11 protein-coding genes and 1 tRNA gene are annotated in these 15,838 nt (G+C 47.4%); 7 read left to right on the top strand and 5 right to left on the bottom strand.

Going from position 1 to position 15,838, the window contains the following annotated elements; all coding sequences use genetic code 11:
• Positions 1-3: 3 nt before the first annotated feature.
• Entirely contained in the window at positions 4-768 is a 765-nt protein-coding gene (gene hisF, locus K300_RS0110765) for an imidazole glycerol phosphate synthase subunit HisF (protein ID WP_022851681.1), read from the bottom strand.
• 14 nt (positions 769-782) lie between these two features.
• On the bottom strand, positions 783-2,606 hold the full coding sequence (locus K300_RS0110760) for a phosphohexomutase domain-containing protein (protein WP_022851680.1): 1,824 nt from the start codon (positions 2,604-2,606) through the stop codon (positions 783-785).
• A gap of 169 nt (positions 2,607-2,775) precedes the next feature.
• Between K300_RS0110760 and K300_RS0110755 the strand changes: the two genes are divergently transcribed.
• Positions 2,776-2,851 (top strand) — tRNA-Phe (locus K300_RS0110755).
• A gap of 178 nt (positions 2,852-3,029) precedes the next feature.
• Here the strand turns inward: K300_RS0110755 and K300_RS0110750 are convergent.
• The gene (locus tag K300_RS0110750; protein ID WP_162139888.1) at positions 3,030-3,449 is read right to left on the bottom strand and encodes a hypothetical protein; all 420 of its coding nucleotides are present in this window, start codon (positions 3,447-3,449) and stop codon (positions 3,030-3,032) included.
• Positions 3,450-4,016: 567 nt separating this feature from the next.
• Complete coding sequence (locus K300_RS0110745) at positions 4,017-4,349, bottom strand: DUF2023 family protein (protein ID WP_022851678.1); 333 nt, start codon at positions 4,347-4,349, stop codon at positions 4,017-4,019.
• Between the two features lie 259 nt (positions 4,350-4,608).
• Between K300_RS0110745 and K300_RS0110740 the strand changes: the two genes are divergently transcribed.
• The 6 genes from K300_RS0110740 (at position 4,609) to K300_RS0110715 (ending at position 13,931) form a co-directional block, all read left to right on the top strand.
• The gene (locus K300_RS0110740; protein ID WP_022851677.1) at positions 4,609-6,774 is read left to right on the top strand and encodes an ATP-binding protein; all 2,166 of its coding nucleotides are present in this window, start codon (positions 4,609-4,611) and stop codon (positions 6,772-6,774) included.
• Entirely contained in the window at positions 6,771-7,142 is a 372-nt protein-coding gene (locus tag K300_RS15430) for a response regulator transcription factor (RefSeq protein WP_022851676.1), read from the top strand. The genes K300_RS0110740 and K300_RS15430 overlap by 4 nt, the downstream gene beginning before the upstream one ends.
• 62 nt (positions 7,143-7,204) lie before the next feature.
• Positions 7,205-8,260, top strand: coding sequence for an EAL domain-containing protein (locus tag K300_RS0110730; RefSeq protein ID WP_022851675.1), 1,056 nt, complete (start codon positions 7,205-7,207; stop codon positions 8,258-8,260).
• Positions 8,257-8,859 carry an NUDIX hydrolase gene (locus tag K300_RS0110725; RefSeq protein ID WP_022851674.1) on the top strand — a complete coding sequence of 201 codons (603 nt, stop codon included), beginning with the start codon at positions 8,257-8,259 and terminating at the stop codon, positions 8,857-8,859. Before K300_RS0110730 ends, K300_RS0110725 begins: the two co-directional genes overlap by 4 nt.
• Before the next feature lie 190 nt (positions 8,860-9,049).
• Positions 9,050-11,026: a hypothetical protein gene (locus K300_RS0110720; RefSeq protein WP_022851673.1), complete on the top strand. Its 1,977-nt coding sequence runs from the start codon at positions 9,050-9,052 to the stop codon at positions 11,024-11,026.
• Between the two features lie 7 nt (positions 11,027-11,033).
• Positions 11,034-13,931 (top strand): carboxypeptidase-like regulatory domain-containing protein, encoded by a 2,898-nt coding sequence (locus K300_RS0110715; protein WP_022851672.1) that lies wholly within the window; start codon positions 11,034-11,036, stop codon positions 13,929-13,931.
• 1,090 nt (positions 13,932-15,021) lie between these two features.
• Here K300_RS0110715 and K300_RS0110710 read toward each other — a convergent pair.
• Positions 15,022-15,780 (bottom strand): 3-hydroxybutyrate dehydrogenase, encoded by a 759-nt coding sequence (locus K300_RS0110710; protein ID WP_022851671.1) that lies wholly within the window; start codon positions 15,778-15,780, stop codon positions 15,022-15,024.
• Between the last annotated feature and the right edge of the window lie 58 nt (positions 15,781-15,838).

The raw sequence follows: 15,838 nt of genomic DNA, 5'->3' as shown, positions 1-15,838 counted from the left end.
CGATTAAACCTTCCTTATCTCAACACCCCTTTCGGCCAGATAATCCTTAACCTCGCCTATGGAGTATTCCTTATAGTGAAATATACTTGCGGCGAGCGCCGCATCCGCCTTCCCTTCTGTGAGCCCGTCGTAGATATGCTCCGGATTCCCCACACCGCCAGAGGCGATCACGGGGATGGAAACAGCCTCGGAGACGGCTCTGGTCAGCTCGATATCGAAACCGTCTTTCGTACCGTCACAATCCATGCTGGTAAGCAGGATCTCTCCGCATCCGTAGTTCTCCATCTTCACAGCCCACTCAACGGCGTCAAGCCCCGCAGGGTTCCTTCCGCCATGGGTGTATACCTCCCACCCGCTTCCGTCCGCCTTGCGCTTGGCATCTATGGCCACAACGATGCATTGTGAACCGAAACGCTCCGCCGATGCACGAACAAAGTCTGGATTCTTTACTGCGGCGGAGTTGATGGAGACCTTGTCCGCACCACTGTTAAGCAGGTTTCGTATATCCTCCTGCACACGCACACCACCGCCGACCGTGAGGGGCATAAAGACACATTCCGCCGTTTTGGCAACAACATCGAGGATGATTCCCCGATTGTCCGAGCTTGCGGTTATGTCCAGAAAGGTGAGTTCGTCCGCACCCTGTTCATCGTATATCTTCGCAACCTCCACCGGATCGCCGGCATCACGGAGGTTAACGAAATTAGTACCCTTAACAACCCTGCCGTCCTTAACATCCAGACAGGGGATAATCCTTTTAGCAAGCATCTATTCTCCTCGTATCAAAGGGGAAGCTCTTCAACATCCAGCCCGAACTCTGCGAGGAAATCCCCCGCCATGCCGTCATTTAGCGTCACCTTGTCCGGTTCGGGTGTCTGATAGCCGGATTCTTTGATAAAAAAGTCGTTCTCACTTAAGTCCATGGGCGCATCGTCGCCGTGCTTCGCCTTGTAGAGGTTGTGAAGCCCGAGCATAAAATGCAGTGCAGAGTTTCTAAGTGTCTCCGTTGAGCCCTCCACCATAAAGGTAAGCTTCGGGGAGGTGTTGCTCATGCCGTACATAAGGAAGCCGGCCGGCCAGTCTATGCGTATCTGCCCTTCGAACTCCACCATATCAACGCCGTCCATCCCGCCGAAGGTTTCACGGATTACGTTCACAACATCCGCCGTAACTCCCTCCTTCGCCTCGTTGGAGTTGGAGGGCGTTCTTATCTCCTTGGTGGTGAAACGGGAGGGAACCGCCTCGAAGAACCTTGCGAGGTCGTCATGCCCCATCTCTGCGAAGATCTGCTCGAGGATAAAGATATTCTCCACAGCATCATCTCTGGGGAAGCCGTCCTCAGAATCCGTAGCAAAGAGATGGAGCGATGCTTCGATCTGCAGGTCACGATAACCCGTTCCTTCGGCGAAGGCTCCTATGCTGTCGTATCCGGCAAGCTCGGCCATCTTTGCCATGTTCGCCGTTATTGTCTCCTTCCAGAGGGAATGCCCCTTGGCATGGAAGACAGTAGAGCCTCCGAGCTCCTCAACGAAACGCTTAACTCCGCTGGTGTAGCGGGCATCAATGTACACCGTTTTTGCAATTCTCTCAATCTCATTCAGCTTTTCCTCTGCAACGCCTGCGCATTTAAGATTGTTCACCAAAAGGGGAACAGCTCTGCGGAGTTTGTATTCTGCCAGTATATAGGCAAGGGCATCGCCGAGGTAGTGTCCTGTTTTACCGGTTTCAAGGGCATCTGCCCCCTGGGTTACGGAGCCTCTGTCCGCATCGAGGTCGAAGGAATGTATCCGCTTACCGGCATCGAGTGCATCCTGAAAGCCGGGGACCTTTGCCACCATCTCCTTGCGGGTGGGGTCGGCAAGGAGACCGCCGCTGTTCACATCGAGCCCCTCACCGAGGATGGTTACATCATCACCGAAGACGCTTCGGAAAAGCTCGGGGTATTTGCTTCCCGTTCCGCCGAAGAGGTTTACGGCGATCTTTGAGTTGTCTTTATTTTTGAAGTATCCGCTGTATCTGGAGGTCATCTTATCGGCGTATTCATCCAGCCCTTTGTCCGTAAGATCTGTTATCTCCCCCTTTTGGGAGGGAACGGGGAGTTCTATGTCGTTTTTGAGTGCTTCGTTCATCTGTTTCAACAGGTAGGTATGGATCCCCTGGGAGCCTATGCCGAATTTTGCGCCGTTTGTTGTTACCTCAACGTGGGAGCGTGTTATCTGCACATGCCCCTGTGCGCCGAGCTGTGTCTGGTTCTGATAGACCTGTCCGGAGCCGGATATTCCTATGAGATAGACATTTACGCCGGATTCACTCAAACCTTCGGCGAAGGCGTTCGCCAGCGGTTCGGATGTGGGTCCGTTGTCGTATCCGATAACAACTGTGTCACCTTCGCGCAGGGTCAGTTCTGAACCGTTCTTGAGCTTGAAGGTCATTCCGCCCATGAGCCTGCCTGCAATACGCACCGCTTCCGGCGTAAGCACGGCATCATCGCCGAAGAACCTGCCCGGTTCACCCACATAGGCCCGTATATCGTATGAAGTACCTTTGAAAAGCTTGTCCGCATTGGCAGAAACGTTCGCCGGAGCATTTAGTCGCTCAACAGCCATTATTCACCCCCTTTGATGAACTCAATCCTTTATGCACTAATACTATATCCCAAAGATTAAAGGCAAACAACCCGCAGGGGGATTGGAGCCTGGATGATCGGGGTAAATTTTTATAAAATTTTTCATTGACAATAGGGTAAGCTTTTTGTAACGTATGCCTTCCAAAGTTGCCCAGGTAGCTCAGTCGGTAGAGCAGGGGACTGAAAATCCCCGTGTCGGCAGTTCGATTCTGTCCCTGGGCACCATTTAAATTTACCGACTAACGATATTCCAAGGCCAGTGTGAAAGCACTGGCTTTTTTTGTGGCACACTCTTGGTAGATTTTTGATTGAGAATTAGTGGGTAGAATCGGTTAAGAGTTAAGCAAAAATAGTTTATTGTAAAAACTTAGTCCCTAACATATAGTTTAGGACTAATAATAGTCTAAGATGCAAAAGAAACAAACTCAAAAGCATCTCTATTAATTTCAGTGTACTGAAACCCAGCATCCTTTCTCATCTCAATCACGACCGAACGATATGCCTGCTCTTGTTCGTCTTCTGTTGCTGATCCATGATATTTATTAACACTACAAACTACAAAATCATTCAAAGCAGTTAATACACTGTCAGATGCCCATAACCAAGAATTAGCATAATTATTGAGAAATTCACTTTTTGTATCTTCAGATGAACTCCTGCCAGAAAGAAAAACACCCATTGAAATTAATAAATTTTGGTAAACTTGACGTTTTTTTTTAATACGATCATATTCATCTATACTTTCTTGCTTAACCTGCTCTACTTTATTCGTTATGTAAGCAATATCTTCTTTAGTGGCTTTATTCTTGCCCTTCTCTTTCATATAACTAAAGTTAAAAGCTATAAACAAAAGTATTAGTAAATTAATCAATTCAACAACAGTATCTAACGACATAATTTCTGACCTCACTTGCTTTCTTACAGTCAATATATGCTAGAAAAAATCGTATTATTCAATATTTTCAACTCTGCACTCGAAAGCTAAGTTGAATAGATTTATAGTTCAGACCATTTTTCGTTCTAAATTGAATCTCGTCCAATTCGGTTGAAAACTGCCAAAATACAAAGTAACTCCTTCTTATAATGAACAATATATGCATTTGCTCATTAGCAAAGATTATAATTCATTATCAACGATGTGTTATTCAATTAATATTGTAAACGATTAACAAGATGGTCGTGCTGGGATTTATAAACGAGGTAAATTGTACCGCACCAGATTCAGAGTTAAGACAGGCTGTCAACTTCTTTAAATTACTATCGTTCATAATTCCTAGTTATCGTTATTTTATTTACAAACATATTGTTTGCATTTCGGATATTATACTAACGATTACACGGAACAATCAAGGCAAGTTTACATTTTGTCTAGGATTTTTTCATATTCTCCTCATCCCGCCATCTGCTCACTGCTTTCCGTGCGCTGGAGGTAGCGGCGGCATTGGAGGATTCGGTCGTAGCCGAGCATGATACCCAGAATGAAGTCCTGCTCGTTCGTCAGCTTATCAAGAGTCGCATCAAAGCGGCGCACAACCTCAACGCAGTTCGGCTCTCCAAAGAAGATATTAAAACGCTTCGTGTCGATGTCCTGAATCAAATAATCTATACCGTTCTTCTCCAGCTTTGATACCATTGCTTTTTTGTGCACAGACTGTGCCGTATGCAATATAAGACTGCGAAGACCCTTCTTATACTCGTATAGATGATGACAAAATACCTGCATCTGATAACCCTCTCAACAATGAATGTTTTATTAGTTTACGATTGTTAGATGAGCCTAACTATTTATCATCACCTAGTCAAGAGGTATTGTTTGCCTCTTCCCATAGTTTTGTCACATTATTGTCATTATGAATGTTCATTAACTTTACAATGGTTAAATAGCAGTTTAATATTTTTATAGAATTACAAATTCCATAGATTGGATGGCGATGTCAGTAAAAAACAAGACGACCCTTTTGGTGTCAGCTGCTCTTTTATTTTTGACACTCTTTTTCATAATATCGATTCACGCTGAGCACAGAAGGGATCTCGAGCTTTTCAGACAGAACGACAAACAAATTGTAAACCGCATGGTAAGCCAGATACCGAAGCGTCTTAACGTTGTTCTCCAGTCTCACATCAATCATGTACTCTCGAACAACCAGATTATGACCGCATTTCTGAACAGAGACAGAGAGCGGCTGGCAAGATATGCAGATCCCTTTTATAAACAATTCAGTGCCGAATTCCCCGGCGTGCGCACTGTTCTGCAGTTCCACAATGCAGACGGCACATCACTTTACCGTGCCCACGCCCCCGATTTCCACAGCGACGAGATAAGAGCCAGAAGAAACATGCTGAGGGTTGCCAGAGAGCATAGAAAACCCGTTAGCGGCATCGAGATAGGACGATTCGCCGCCGCTCAGCGTTATGTTGTGCCCGTAATGGACGGCGACAGTGTAAGCGGAATGATTGAGGTGGGCATAGGCATTTCTGTTATGGCTCAAAGACTCAACATGGCCGCCGGTTTCGAATCAACACTCCTGCTGAAAACTGAAAACAGCGACATATACGAACTCTCCGACAAAAGAGAGGTTTTTCCCGGATACTACGAGCTTTTTAATACCCACCCCTCAATTTTCTCGTCACTCTTCCTCAAGGTAAAATCACCCGATTCCTTCCCTATGCAGGCGGAGGTTACAGGGAAGATATACCGTATCATAAGTGACTTGCAGCTAACAGACTTCAGCGGCGACAATATCGGTCAGTTTGTTTTCATAACCGATATAACAAATATTTCAGATAAGTATAAGTCGTTCCTAACAAAAAGCGTTGCCGCTTCTATTATCCTTGTATTAATCATACTTGTACTCATCCGCAAAGGCTTCAATGAAACTGTGGGGAGTCTGGAGAAGAAGCATGAGGAGATGTTCGAAGAACTCAGTATCAAGGAAAAGAAATACAAAAGATATATGGATACCGCCCCAACACCCATTTTTATTATAAACCGCTACGGCGAATATTTAGAGGTTAACGCCGCCGCAGAGAGGTTAACCGAATACTCCGCAGAGGAGCTTTACACCATGCGGGTTGTGGATCTATGGCTCCCGGGGCATGAGGAAAAGGGCTTCGAAGTCGTTAATCGACTGGTGGATACAGGTAGCACCTCCGGCGATCTGAGGTTTATTAGCAAGACAGGTAGAAACTTCAGCATGCGCGTAACAGCCGCCGCCATTGACGAAGACACCTTTATGGGGATCTGTGTAGACACCACCGAGGTAGAGGAAAGCAAACGAAAACTTGAGGAGCTCAACTCCGAACTGGAAAGGCTTAATAATGAGCTCACCGCCAAGGTGCAGTCCGAGGTCGATAAGCGGAGAAGAACTGAACAGCTCCTTGAGGAGCAGAAGAAGTTTGCCGACATGGGGCAGATGATAAGTGCCATAGCACACCAGTGGCGCCAGCCCCTCAATGCCCTTGCGATATATATACAAAACGCCGCCGACGACTACGACAGTGAGCTCATGACAACAGAGATAATGGAGGAGTTTGAAGGGCAGAGTATGGAGCTTATCAAAAAGATGAGCCAGACCATCGACGATTTCCGGATGTTCTTCGCCCCCGCCAGAGACAGTGCCCCCTTTGATATAATCACCGAGGTGGTAAACCTCGTTAATCTTATGAGTGCACAGATGAATGCCAGAGGTGTTCAGTACCAGATAGTTTGCAAATGCACAGATAATGAATTCGAGGTTCGTGACAGGGCAGAATTTCCCGAATGCCGATGCAGCAAGACCCGCCTGAACGGCTATCCGGGAGAGTTTAAGCACTCCCTGCTGAACATTATTTACAACGCCCTCGACTCCATCGAAAAGAACAGGAAGCTGGGCAGAATCAACAGCGGCCTGATAGAGTTCCTTGTGGAAGGCTCCGATGAAACAGCGAAAGTAACCGTTACGGATAACGGAACAGGAATAGGCGAAAGTATTATAAACAAGATCTTCGACCCCTACTTCACCACAAAAGAGGAGGGAAGCGGCACAGGCATAGGCCTTTATATGACCCGTATGATGGTGGAAAAGCACATGAAAGGAACCATCACAGCAAAGAACAACAAAAACGGCGGGGCAAGTATCATAATGACATTCAGCAGGAGTATTTTGTGAACGACAAACTCAACAGCAAAATTCTTTACGTAGAGGACGATCCCACGATAATGGGTATTATGGGAAAGTTTCTGGAGAAAAAGTTTGAGACCGTTCTTAAAGCAAGAAACGGACAGGACGGCCTCGCATTATTCTTAAGCGAAGGTGCGGATGTCGTGATAACCGATCTCGCAATGCCAGTGCTGGACGGGTTTGAGATGATTAAAGCTATCCGCAGGGAATCTCCAGATGTGCCGATAATAATAACAACGGCCTACAGGGACGAAACGAGTGCCCTCAACGATTACAATGTAACAATACTGCATAAACCCATAAGCACAAGAGAACTTTACAACAAAGCAGCAGAAGAACTCCAACACCTTCCTTGACATTTTTTTGTTCATAACACTAATCTTAATCTGATATAATATTTAATTATGAGGTCTGATTAATGCCCTGTAAATGTATCAAGGTTCCTGAAACCGACTACTCGGATAAATCCATCGTTTTTACATCCTCCGTCCATGCCCTTTTGGACTATGTTAAAGCCAAGGCGGACGATAGCCGTATCCCCTTCACAGAGCAGTCAAACGTACTGCAGGTTCATGCACCCGGCGGAGAAAAGGTGCTTGGAATGATCTGTGAGGACGAAGCCATAACCGATATGGAAAAAGAGGAGATTAAGTTCGTTGCCATTGATGAAGGCGCCCCCATCGATATATCCATCTTCGCCACCATCCAGCCTGTGCAGAAGTACTGCACACTCCGTAACTCCGCGGACGTGATCGATCTTATAGAGCGCCGTGCATTTGTGAGCCACTTCCAACCTATTGTTGAGCTTGAAACGATGGAGATCTTCGGCCATGAATGCCTTCTAAGAGGCATAAACCGGTGCGGAGAAACTGTTTATCCGGGTGACATTTTCCCCAAGGCAAACTCCAACGACCTGATCTTCCGCCTCGACAGACTGGCACGGGAAACGGCCCTTGAATGCTCGGCTTCTGCCAGTGTTAAGGGGAGTATCTTCATAAACTTCATCCCCACCTCCATATACAATCCCGAAACATGCCTGAACACAACATGTGCCATGGCCGAGGAGCTGGGCATAGATTTTAGAAGGATCGTCTTTGAGGTTGTGGAAACCGAGCGTGTGCAGGACTTCAAGCACCTGCGCAACATCGTGGACTACTACAAGAGAAAAGGCTTTCGCACAGCCCTAGACGACATAGGAAGCGGTTACTCATCCCTCAACGCCCTGGCCGAACTGGAGCCCGACATCGTTAAGATCGATGCTCAGATTATTCAGAACATCCATAAATCAGACCTCAAAAGAAGCATCTTCGATGCGCTTCTTGATGTATCCGCAAAGAACGACATACAGCTCCTCGCCGAAGGTATCGAAACAGTGGATGAGTTTAACTATGTCAGGGAAAGAGGGGTCGACCTCGCCCAGGGGTACTATCTCGCAAAACCTGCACCAAAGCCAAGGGATAGCATAGAAATATGATAAAGAAGCCGGAGAACTCCATAAACCTTAAACCGTTTAATATGGAGTTCGAACCATGCCCCGATTCCAACTATATCAAGCTCCACAGGGTCAGCTATGAACAGGACGGCAGGCGCAAATCGTGGGACTTCATAAAGGTTCATGACTCCGTTGCCGTACTCCTTGCGGATAAGGAGCGGGAGGAGCTCATCCTTGTCCGCCAGTTCCGTCCGCCTGTGTATATGCGTGAAGGTACAGGCATAACATATGAACTTTGCGCCGGAATAACCGACAAGGAGCTCCCTCTGGAGGAGATAGCACGTGAGGAGATCCTTGAAGAAACGGGCTACAATGTAGAAACCGAGGATATCCACAAGATAAACTCCTTCTACACCGCAGTAAGCTTCGCCGGAAGCCGCCAGACACTCTTTTATGCCGAGGTAAACGACAACCTCCTTCAGGGTGAAGGTGGCGGAATAGGTAATGAGAAGATAGAGGTTATCCGCCTTCCTTTCTCCGAGATCGAGAACTTCATGTTCGATGAAACAAAACCCAAAACACCGGGTCTACTCTTCGCTCTCATCTGGTTCAAACGCCAAAGAGACACCGGCAGGAAATAAACGCTCCCCATTTATAGATTATTGCTATCAATAACCTCTTCGGTTTTGTGCTCCATCGGGGTTACTTTTACCGTGAAATATCTGTATCATAATGATATTATAATTTGTGTCGGAGAAAATCTGAGGGTCCGGCTATGGGCTTTCCCATACCTCTTCGGCAAAAAATTTCAATAAGCCGGAGGGTAGCTGCATGTCTCGTCTTTTCATATTTCCAATTATATTAATAACCTCATTCATCCTCTCAACGGGATGCGCAGATGTTGCCAAAAAAGCAAACAGCATGGCCGCAAGTGTAAAATCATCACTCCCCGAATCGCTGAGTAAATCCCATGAAGAGGAAAAGGCTCCCCCACAGCAGGTTCTCTACAATGAAACCTTCGACTCCCATAACGGCTGGGAGGAGGAGAAATCGCATAACTATCTGGCAAAGATCGCCGGTGGAGCCTACAACTTCCAGATGGCAGGCAATGTCGGGAGGTTCGAGCAGTACTACCCTGTCTATATAAATGAAAAATACGACTACACCATCGAAACCCAGGTGAAAAGGTTTTTCGGTGAAGACAGCAAAGCCTTCGGAATGAAGTTCGGCATAAAATATAAAGGGGCATATAAAGACTATTACAGCTTCCACATCTCCAGCGACGGCTCCTTCTGGATCGGTAAAGCGGTGAACTCCAAAACTGCAGAAACCCTTAAAGACTGGACGCCGTCACCAGCAATAATAAAAGGGCGGTTCAAAACCAACAAACTCAAGGTGGCCAAGCTCGGCAGCAGGACTTACTTCTACATAAACGGAACCGAAGTGCACAAGGAATGGGCCCTGCCCCTCCCCGGCAACGGAGTGGGGCTCATCGCATACGGCCCAAATATACTGAAATTCAACTACCTTAAGGTCACCGGTGTTCCGGACACGGAGAAACCGAAAACAGCTCCCAACTACCCCAATTACAAGTCCGTTGAGCTATGCAAAGGCAAAGCAGACACCCTCGGTTTTATCAATTGCTCCCCCTATACTTTTTTTGATGTACGAACAAACCTTGTCTGGACCAAAAGACCCCTGCTCTCCATACTCCACGACACCCTCCCCAGTACAACTACAAAGGGGGGAATGAACCGTGCAGAGGCGGACAGATGGCTGAGACATCTTAACGACATGAACTACGGCGGAATGACAGACTGGAACTACCCTGATCCATGGATGTATAAAAGCCTAAAAATGGATGATAACAAGAATATCGCCAAAAAATGCACTGACCCGAGAAACAGAACCTACTACCTCCCCAAGCAGATGGAGTGTATGAATTATGTGGACGATCTTTTCATAAAGGACCCCGTCAAGCAATACGACTTCCGGAGAGCGAGGATAGAGGACCTTGATTCGAATGGTTATACAAGAGGTCTATACGCAGTCCGCCCCGGGGATCTGAGTTTCTCCGCAATATTCCATTACGAAAAGAAGCCCCTGCCGAAAGCTCAGGAGGATATATTCGAGAAGGCGTTAACCGCCACAAAGGCAGGTCTCAGGAAGGAAGGGGCTGCCCTATTCCAAAAAGCACTTATGATGAACCCCTCAGCAATGTTCGAGCATCAGGCGTGGTACCGTATGTTCAGTGTCAGAATGGACTATCACTATATCAGCGAGGTTTTCACAGCGAACTACGACCAATACGGCAACAGAATAAAATTCTGGATAGACTACGGCCACTATGCAAACTTCGCCGCACAGCCCGGTATGCTCAAACTGGCCTCCATAAGGATCAAGGAACGCATACCGAACCTTCAGTCACAGGAAAAGATTAAGGCAGCGGAAAGGGCGGCAACCATATTCGATGCCCTCGCAGAGGCCCATGCAGGCAACTTTCAGGGCGCATACTCAATACTTCTCATGGCCGCACCCCATGATGACTACCTACTCGTACGCTACATAAACACCTTTGGCGATGCCCTTAAGAAGGATATGAACAAACTGGCAACCGTTATGGGACTCCCCAAAAACTACTTCTACGGAAGCTACGGCAAAGCCGATATGAAACCGATCCAGAATCCCGAGACAGGAACCAACATAGGCGTTCCCGCACCCGAGGCTGTAAAACCTGCGCCCTCTGGAAATACGGGCACAAAGCCCAAACCGGCTCCCAAGCCTTCCGGTGCGACCATCCTTGAATAGGTGATATATGAAGAAGGTTATTATCGTTCTGATAATACTTACGGCTTCCGTATGCTTTGCGGAAGAAAAGTTCAAGCTTTACGACCCCTCTAAGGGGGGATACTCCGATGCCGCATGGGACCATCTCACCACGACCCTTAACAACTTCTCGGCTAATGAGTATGTCGATTTTCTTGAGAAGCGAGGATTCAAGGGAAACCATATCGGCGTTACTGTGAACGGCAGGACGAAAAGCTTCAAATTCGGCGGTGCAGAGTTCCTAGATTTCATTAGGATCGCAGAGGCCGCCTATAACGGCGACTGGAAGGTCGCAAGGGAGCAGAGTGCAGAAACGGCCATAGGATACTTCTATCCCCTTGTTGGTCAATATATGGGCCTGCACAAAACCGCCCGCATCGCCATAGAATCTGTAATAGCCAACTGGTCGGATGAACTATACGAGACCCGTGCTTATAAGGATCTGCTCGATATCCTGAACGATCAGGTCCTCGCCGCAGCAAAGAACAGGGAGCCCTATATCCCCTCTTACTCCCTCGATCCCGGAACACCACTTCGCCAGCGCATGGTGGATTACGAGGACAGGATGTATTCGGTATGGATGAGCAAAAGCCCGGACATTGAGATACAGACAGGGGGGAACCCCGCAAGAATACGCCAGATCCTCGGGCACGACTTCGAGGATATGAGAGAGGTGTTCAACCATTTCCTTGTCCAGATAGTTTATAACCAGCGCGGTTATATCCAGACCACCTTCAACCGTGTCACCGAACAGGCAGCCAAGGAGGCCGCCCTTGAGGTAAAAAAACAAGCCTTTGAATCTGCCCGCATCGCTCTGAAAAAATCGCTTGATGCCCTGTCCAGACCCCACGAAGTCAGGTTCAGCCCCCCTGCCTCACTCGCCTTCAAAGGTGCACCAGGATACGAATACACCTTGAGCGTATACCTTGAATCGGGGGATACCGAAAGAAAGGTTTACAACAAACGTATCACCCTCCCCGTCTCGGGCGTGTTCTCCGAGGAACTGGAACTCGACAGTACGCCGAAGGGGGGAGATAAACTTCATGCGATAATAACCGACCCCTACGGCCAGAGCGAGGGGGATCAGTTTGCAGTAAAAGGTGACAATCTGAACCCGTTCACCATCAAAGCGAGCCTCAGCACTTACGACGGTGAACCCATAAACAGAGCTGTGCAGAACGGTGAGATCCTCGCCTTTCAGGCTAATGTTTCCCATACAAAGGTTGAGCCAGCACCTCTATCCATACTCACATGGCAGGTTAACGATGCCACCGGCAGTCCACTTCCAGGGCTTGTTAAGCAGGATACAGGGATCGCCTCCGGTGAGACAAAGAACTACCGCTTCCGCTTCCGGCTGGACAGCCTGCCGGACGGACGCTACACCGTCAGCCTGCGCCACTGCATAGATGGTATGCCGGAAAGCTGTGTATCCTCAGACACCCCCTTCACCATAGCCCAGAGCGTTGCCATTGATCGTATCGACATCTCCAGTCATTCAAGCGGAAGCCCCGATACAGATACGCTTTACAACGATGAAGAAGTGTATATCTACGCCTATTTCACCTCAAACGAAGGCTCAATTAAGGCGGACTTTATAGTTAAGGACAAGGAAACCGGAAAGGTTTACACAAACCTCTCCCACGATAAAGATATATCCGGCAGTTCATCTGAGCATAGAACAGGAATCGTATTGAGACCAAGCACTGTGCCAGCTGGAAGCAAGGCAGTGGCAGAAGTAACTATCACAGCACCCGACGGCCGTAAAATGACTAAAACCAGGGAATTTAGCAAGGACTTCTACACTGTCGGAGCAAAACACCCCACTTACATGAAACACAGCCAACGCTCAACGGCTCAGCTGAACATCCCCTCCAGATTCAAGCCGCCGTATAGAATTAATGCAAACCACAGCAGTAGCCTCTCCATGAACATTAGCGACAGCGGCCGGATGGATATGACAGCAAATCCGGTACTGGAGTTCGAAAACGCCTTTGTAAAATATACTGTTAAGGACTCCGAAGGGAGGATAGGTAAAGGAAGCTTTAATCTTCAACTGGAAGGTGAAACAAAGGTTGCCTCAACACCTTCAAAACCCTTTCCGAAGCTCAGAGAAGAGATCCCCATAACACCGCCAGAACCTGTACCTGTGCCTGTACCAACCAAGCCATCTTACACACCTAAAAAGAGCCAGCCCGCCAAGCCCCAGATGTCGAGCTACGATGCAATAAGGCTCGGTCAGCGCCGTTACAGGCACATAACAGACCGAATCGCAAATGAGATGATCCCACCATGCGTCCCCAACCGCTCCAGCATGGTGCGGAATATCCAGAACTCCGGAAATCAGCAGATCTACAAGGAACTGGGATACATGAGCGAGGCAACCTTCTCTGTGGAGCAGTCAAAGATGGTAGTGCAGACCTTTCGTACCATTAAGAAAGGATTCAGCAAACTCCACTACGATAAATGTATGGGCCAATGGCTCGATCTTCTTGAGCGAAACGGATACCTCAGTTCCGGCGAAAGACACAGTATTGAGGGGAGGCTAAAGTCAAGGATGCCAAGATACCACTACGCATACATCGAAACCGAGAAATTCCAGGCCATACGCCGTTGCAGAGTGGTAAAAGGAAAGCCCAGAACAGGCATGATGACAAAGATCCATAACAAAACGTTCAATAACGTCTATAAAACATGGGCAATCGCTGTCGGCCCCGCAACACCCGAGGCAAGCCAGCGATTCTGTAACGAATACGTGAATAATAAACGCAACTTCAATGCATATAACTCACCATGGAGACCCACTGGAGGCTCACACGGCTGGCAAATGGACCCAAACAGAGAGTATATAATGAAAAACCCTTACGACTCATACATGTCAGGGAGGTAATTCAGCCAATACTATCTTATCAAATATGAAATGAATAATTTTAAGGGGTGCTTTTTAGGAACAAACCACCCCTTAACAACCCCTCAAAAACTCCTTTATCTGTCTGAATAATTTTCCATCCATGGAAGCTTGTGCTAATCATACGTTTAAGGTTGATACATAATAAGCCAACATGGATGTTGGCTCTGTAGGCGTAGCTGAATTGGGCTTTGCTCAATTCACGAAGCCGGAAGTACGAGAGGGCAAGGTCTCCTTGCCCGAACAACAATGGAATTTCCATGAATGGTAAATTCCATACATAAAATCAGACCAGGGAAATTCTCAGGATGATGAATTTCCCAGATTAATGGCTGGAAAACCCTGAGGGAATAGTTTTGCATACTTTTCTAAATAGTATGTGGCGCATAAGCGCAATACAAATAAATTAGTGACTAATTTCGAATGTGATTATGTAAAGAATAAGACTAAGGGGAAATTTTTAGGGAAAACTTTCCCCTTAGGATCCCCTTAAAAACCCATTTGAAAGATAATTATTAAGGTTGATACGCAACAGGCTTCCATGGATGGAAGCCCTGAAGGCGTAGCTGAATTGGGCTCTGCTCAATTCACGTAGCCGGAAGTAAGCGGAGCGAAGGCTTTGCCGAGTGTAGCGGCAATGGAATTTCCATGGATGGTAAATTCCATAGATAAAAAAAAGACAGCCCTGAAGTGAAGAATATGGAGCTATGCTTCATATTCTATAACGGAAGTAAGCGAAGCGAAGGCTTAGCCGAGCGTAGCGGCAGGGAAATTCTCAGGATGATGAATTTTCCAGATTAATAATGTTGCTCCTTCTCACTTACGCAAGCGAGCTTTCATCCATGAAAGCTTATGCTAATCATACGTTAAAGGTTGATACATAATAAGCCAACATGGATGTTGGCTCTGCAGGCGTAGCTGAATTGGGCTTTGCTCAATTCACGAAGCCGGAAGTGCGAGAGGGCAGGGTTTCCCTGCCCGAACAACGATGGAATTTCCATGGATGGCAAATTCCATAGATTATAAGACTAAGGCTCACCTCAGTGAGCCTTTTATCCAATTATCTAAATACTTATTGCGCCGTCCAGCCGCAATCGATCGTAAAACTCGTACCCGTTACGCATTTTGCCGAATCGGAGCAGAGATACAACACAATATCACCTATCTCGCTAGGCTCGATAAGCTTTTTAACCGCCGCCTTCTTGAGCATAACCTCTTCGATAACCTCGTTTTCGCTTATGCCGTGAGCCTTCGCCTGATCAGCAATCTGACCGTCCACAAGGGGTGTGCGCACATAGGCGGGGCAGATGGAATTCACTGTTATACCGTGGGGACCACCTTCAAGGGCAGTGGTTTTGGTAAAGCCGGTAACGCCGTGCTTGGCAGATATATAAGCCGTTTTGAATGCGGATGCACGAAGACCGTGGACTGAGTTTACGTTGATAACCCTGCCCCAACCGTTCTTTTTCATATAGTTCCATGAATATTTTGTAAGAAGAAATGTTGCGGTGAGCATGAGAGAAATCATGAAATCCCACTTATCTTCGGGGAAGTCTTCAACGGGTGATACATGCTGGATCCCGGCGTTGTTGATGAGTATATCTACACTGCCGAACTCCGCTGCACAAGCCTCCACGAGGGCTTTGCATTCCTCACGCTTGCTGAGGTCGCATTTGAAGAAGGATGCGCCTATCCTTGCCGCTTCTTCCTTCCCCTTTTCCTCGTTGATGTCTGCACACATTACGTTGTAGCCCGCACCTGCAAGGCTTTCTGCAACGGCAAGACCGATTCCGCTCGCCGCTCCTGTTACAAGAGCTGTTTTCCGGCTCATATTGTTCCTCCTGACTGAAATTAATCTATTTTACCAATAAGTAAAAGCCATTCAGACC

The organism is Limisalsivibrio acetivorans, from assembly GCF_000421105.1.
In the GTDB taxonomy this organism is placed as follows: domain Bacteria; phylum Chrysiogenota; class Deferribacteres; order Deferribacterales; family Geovibrionaceae; genus Limisalsivibrio; species Limisalsivibrio acetivorans.
This window is presented reverse-complemented; position numbering and strand designations above follow the sequence as displayed.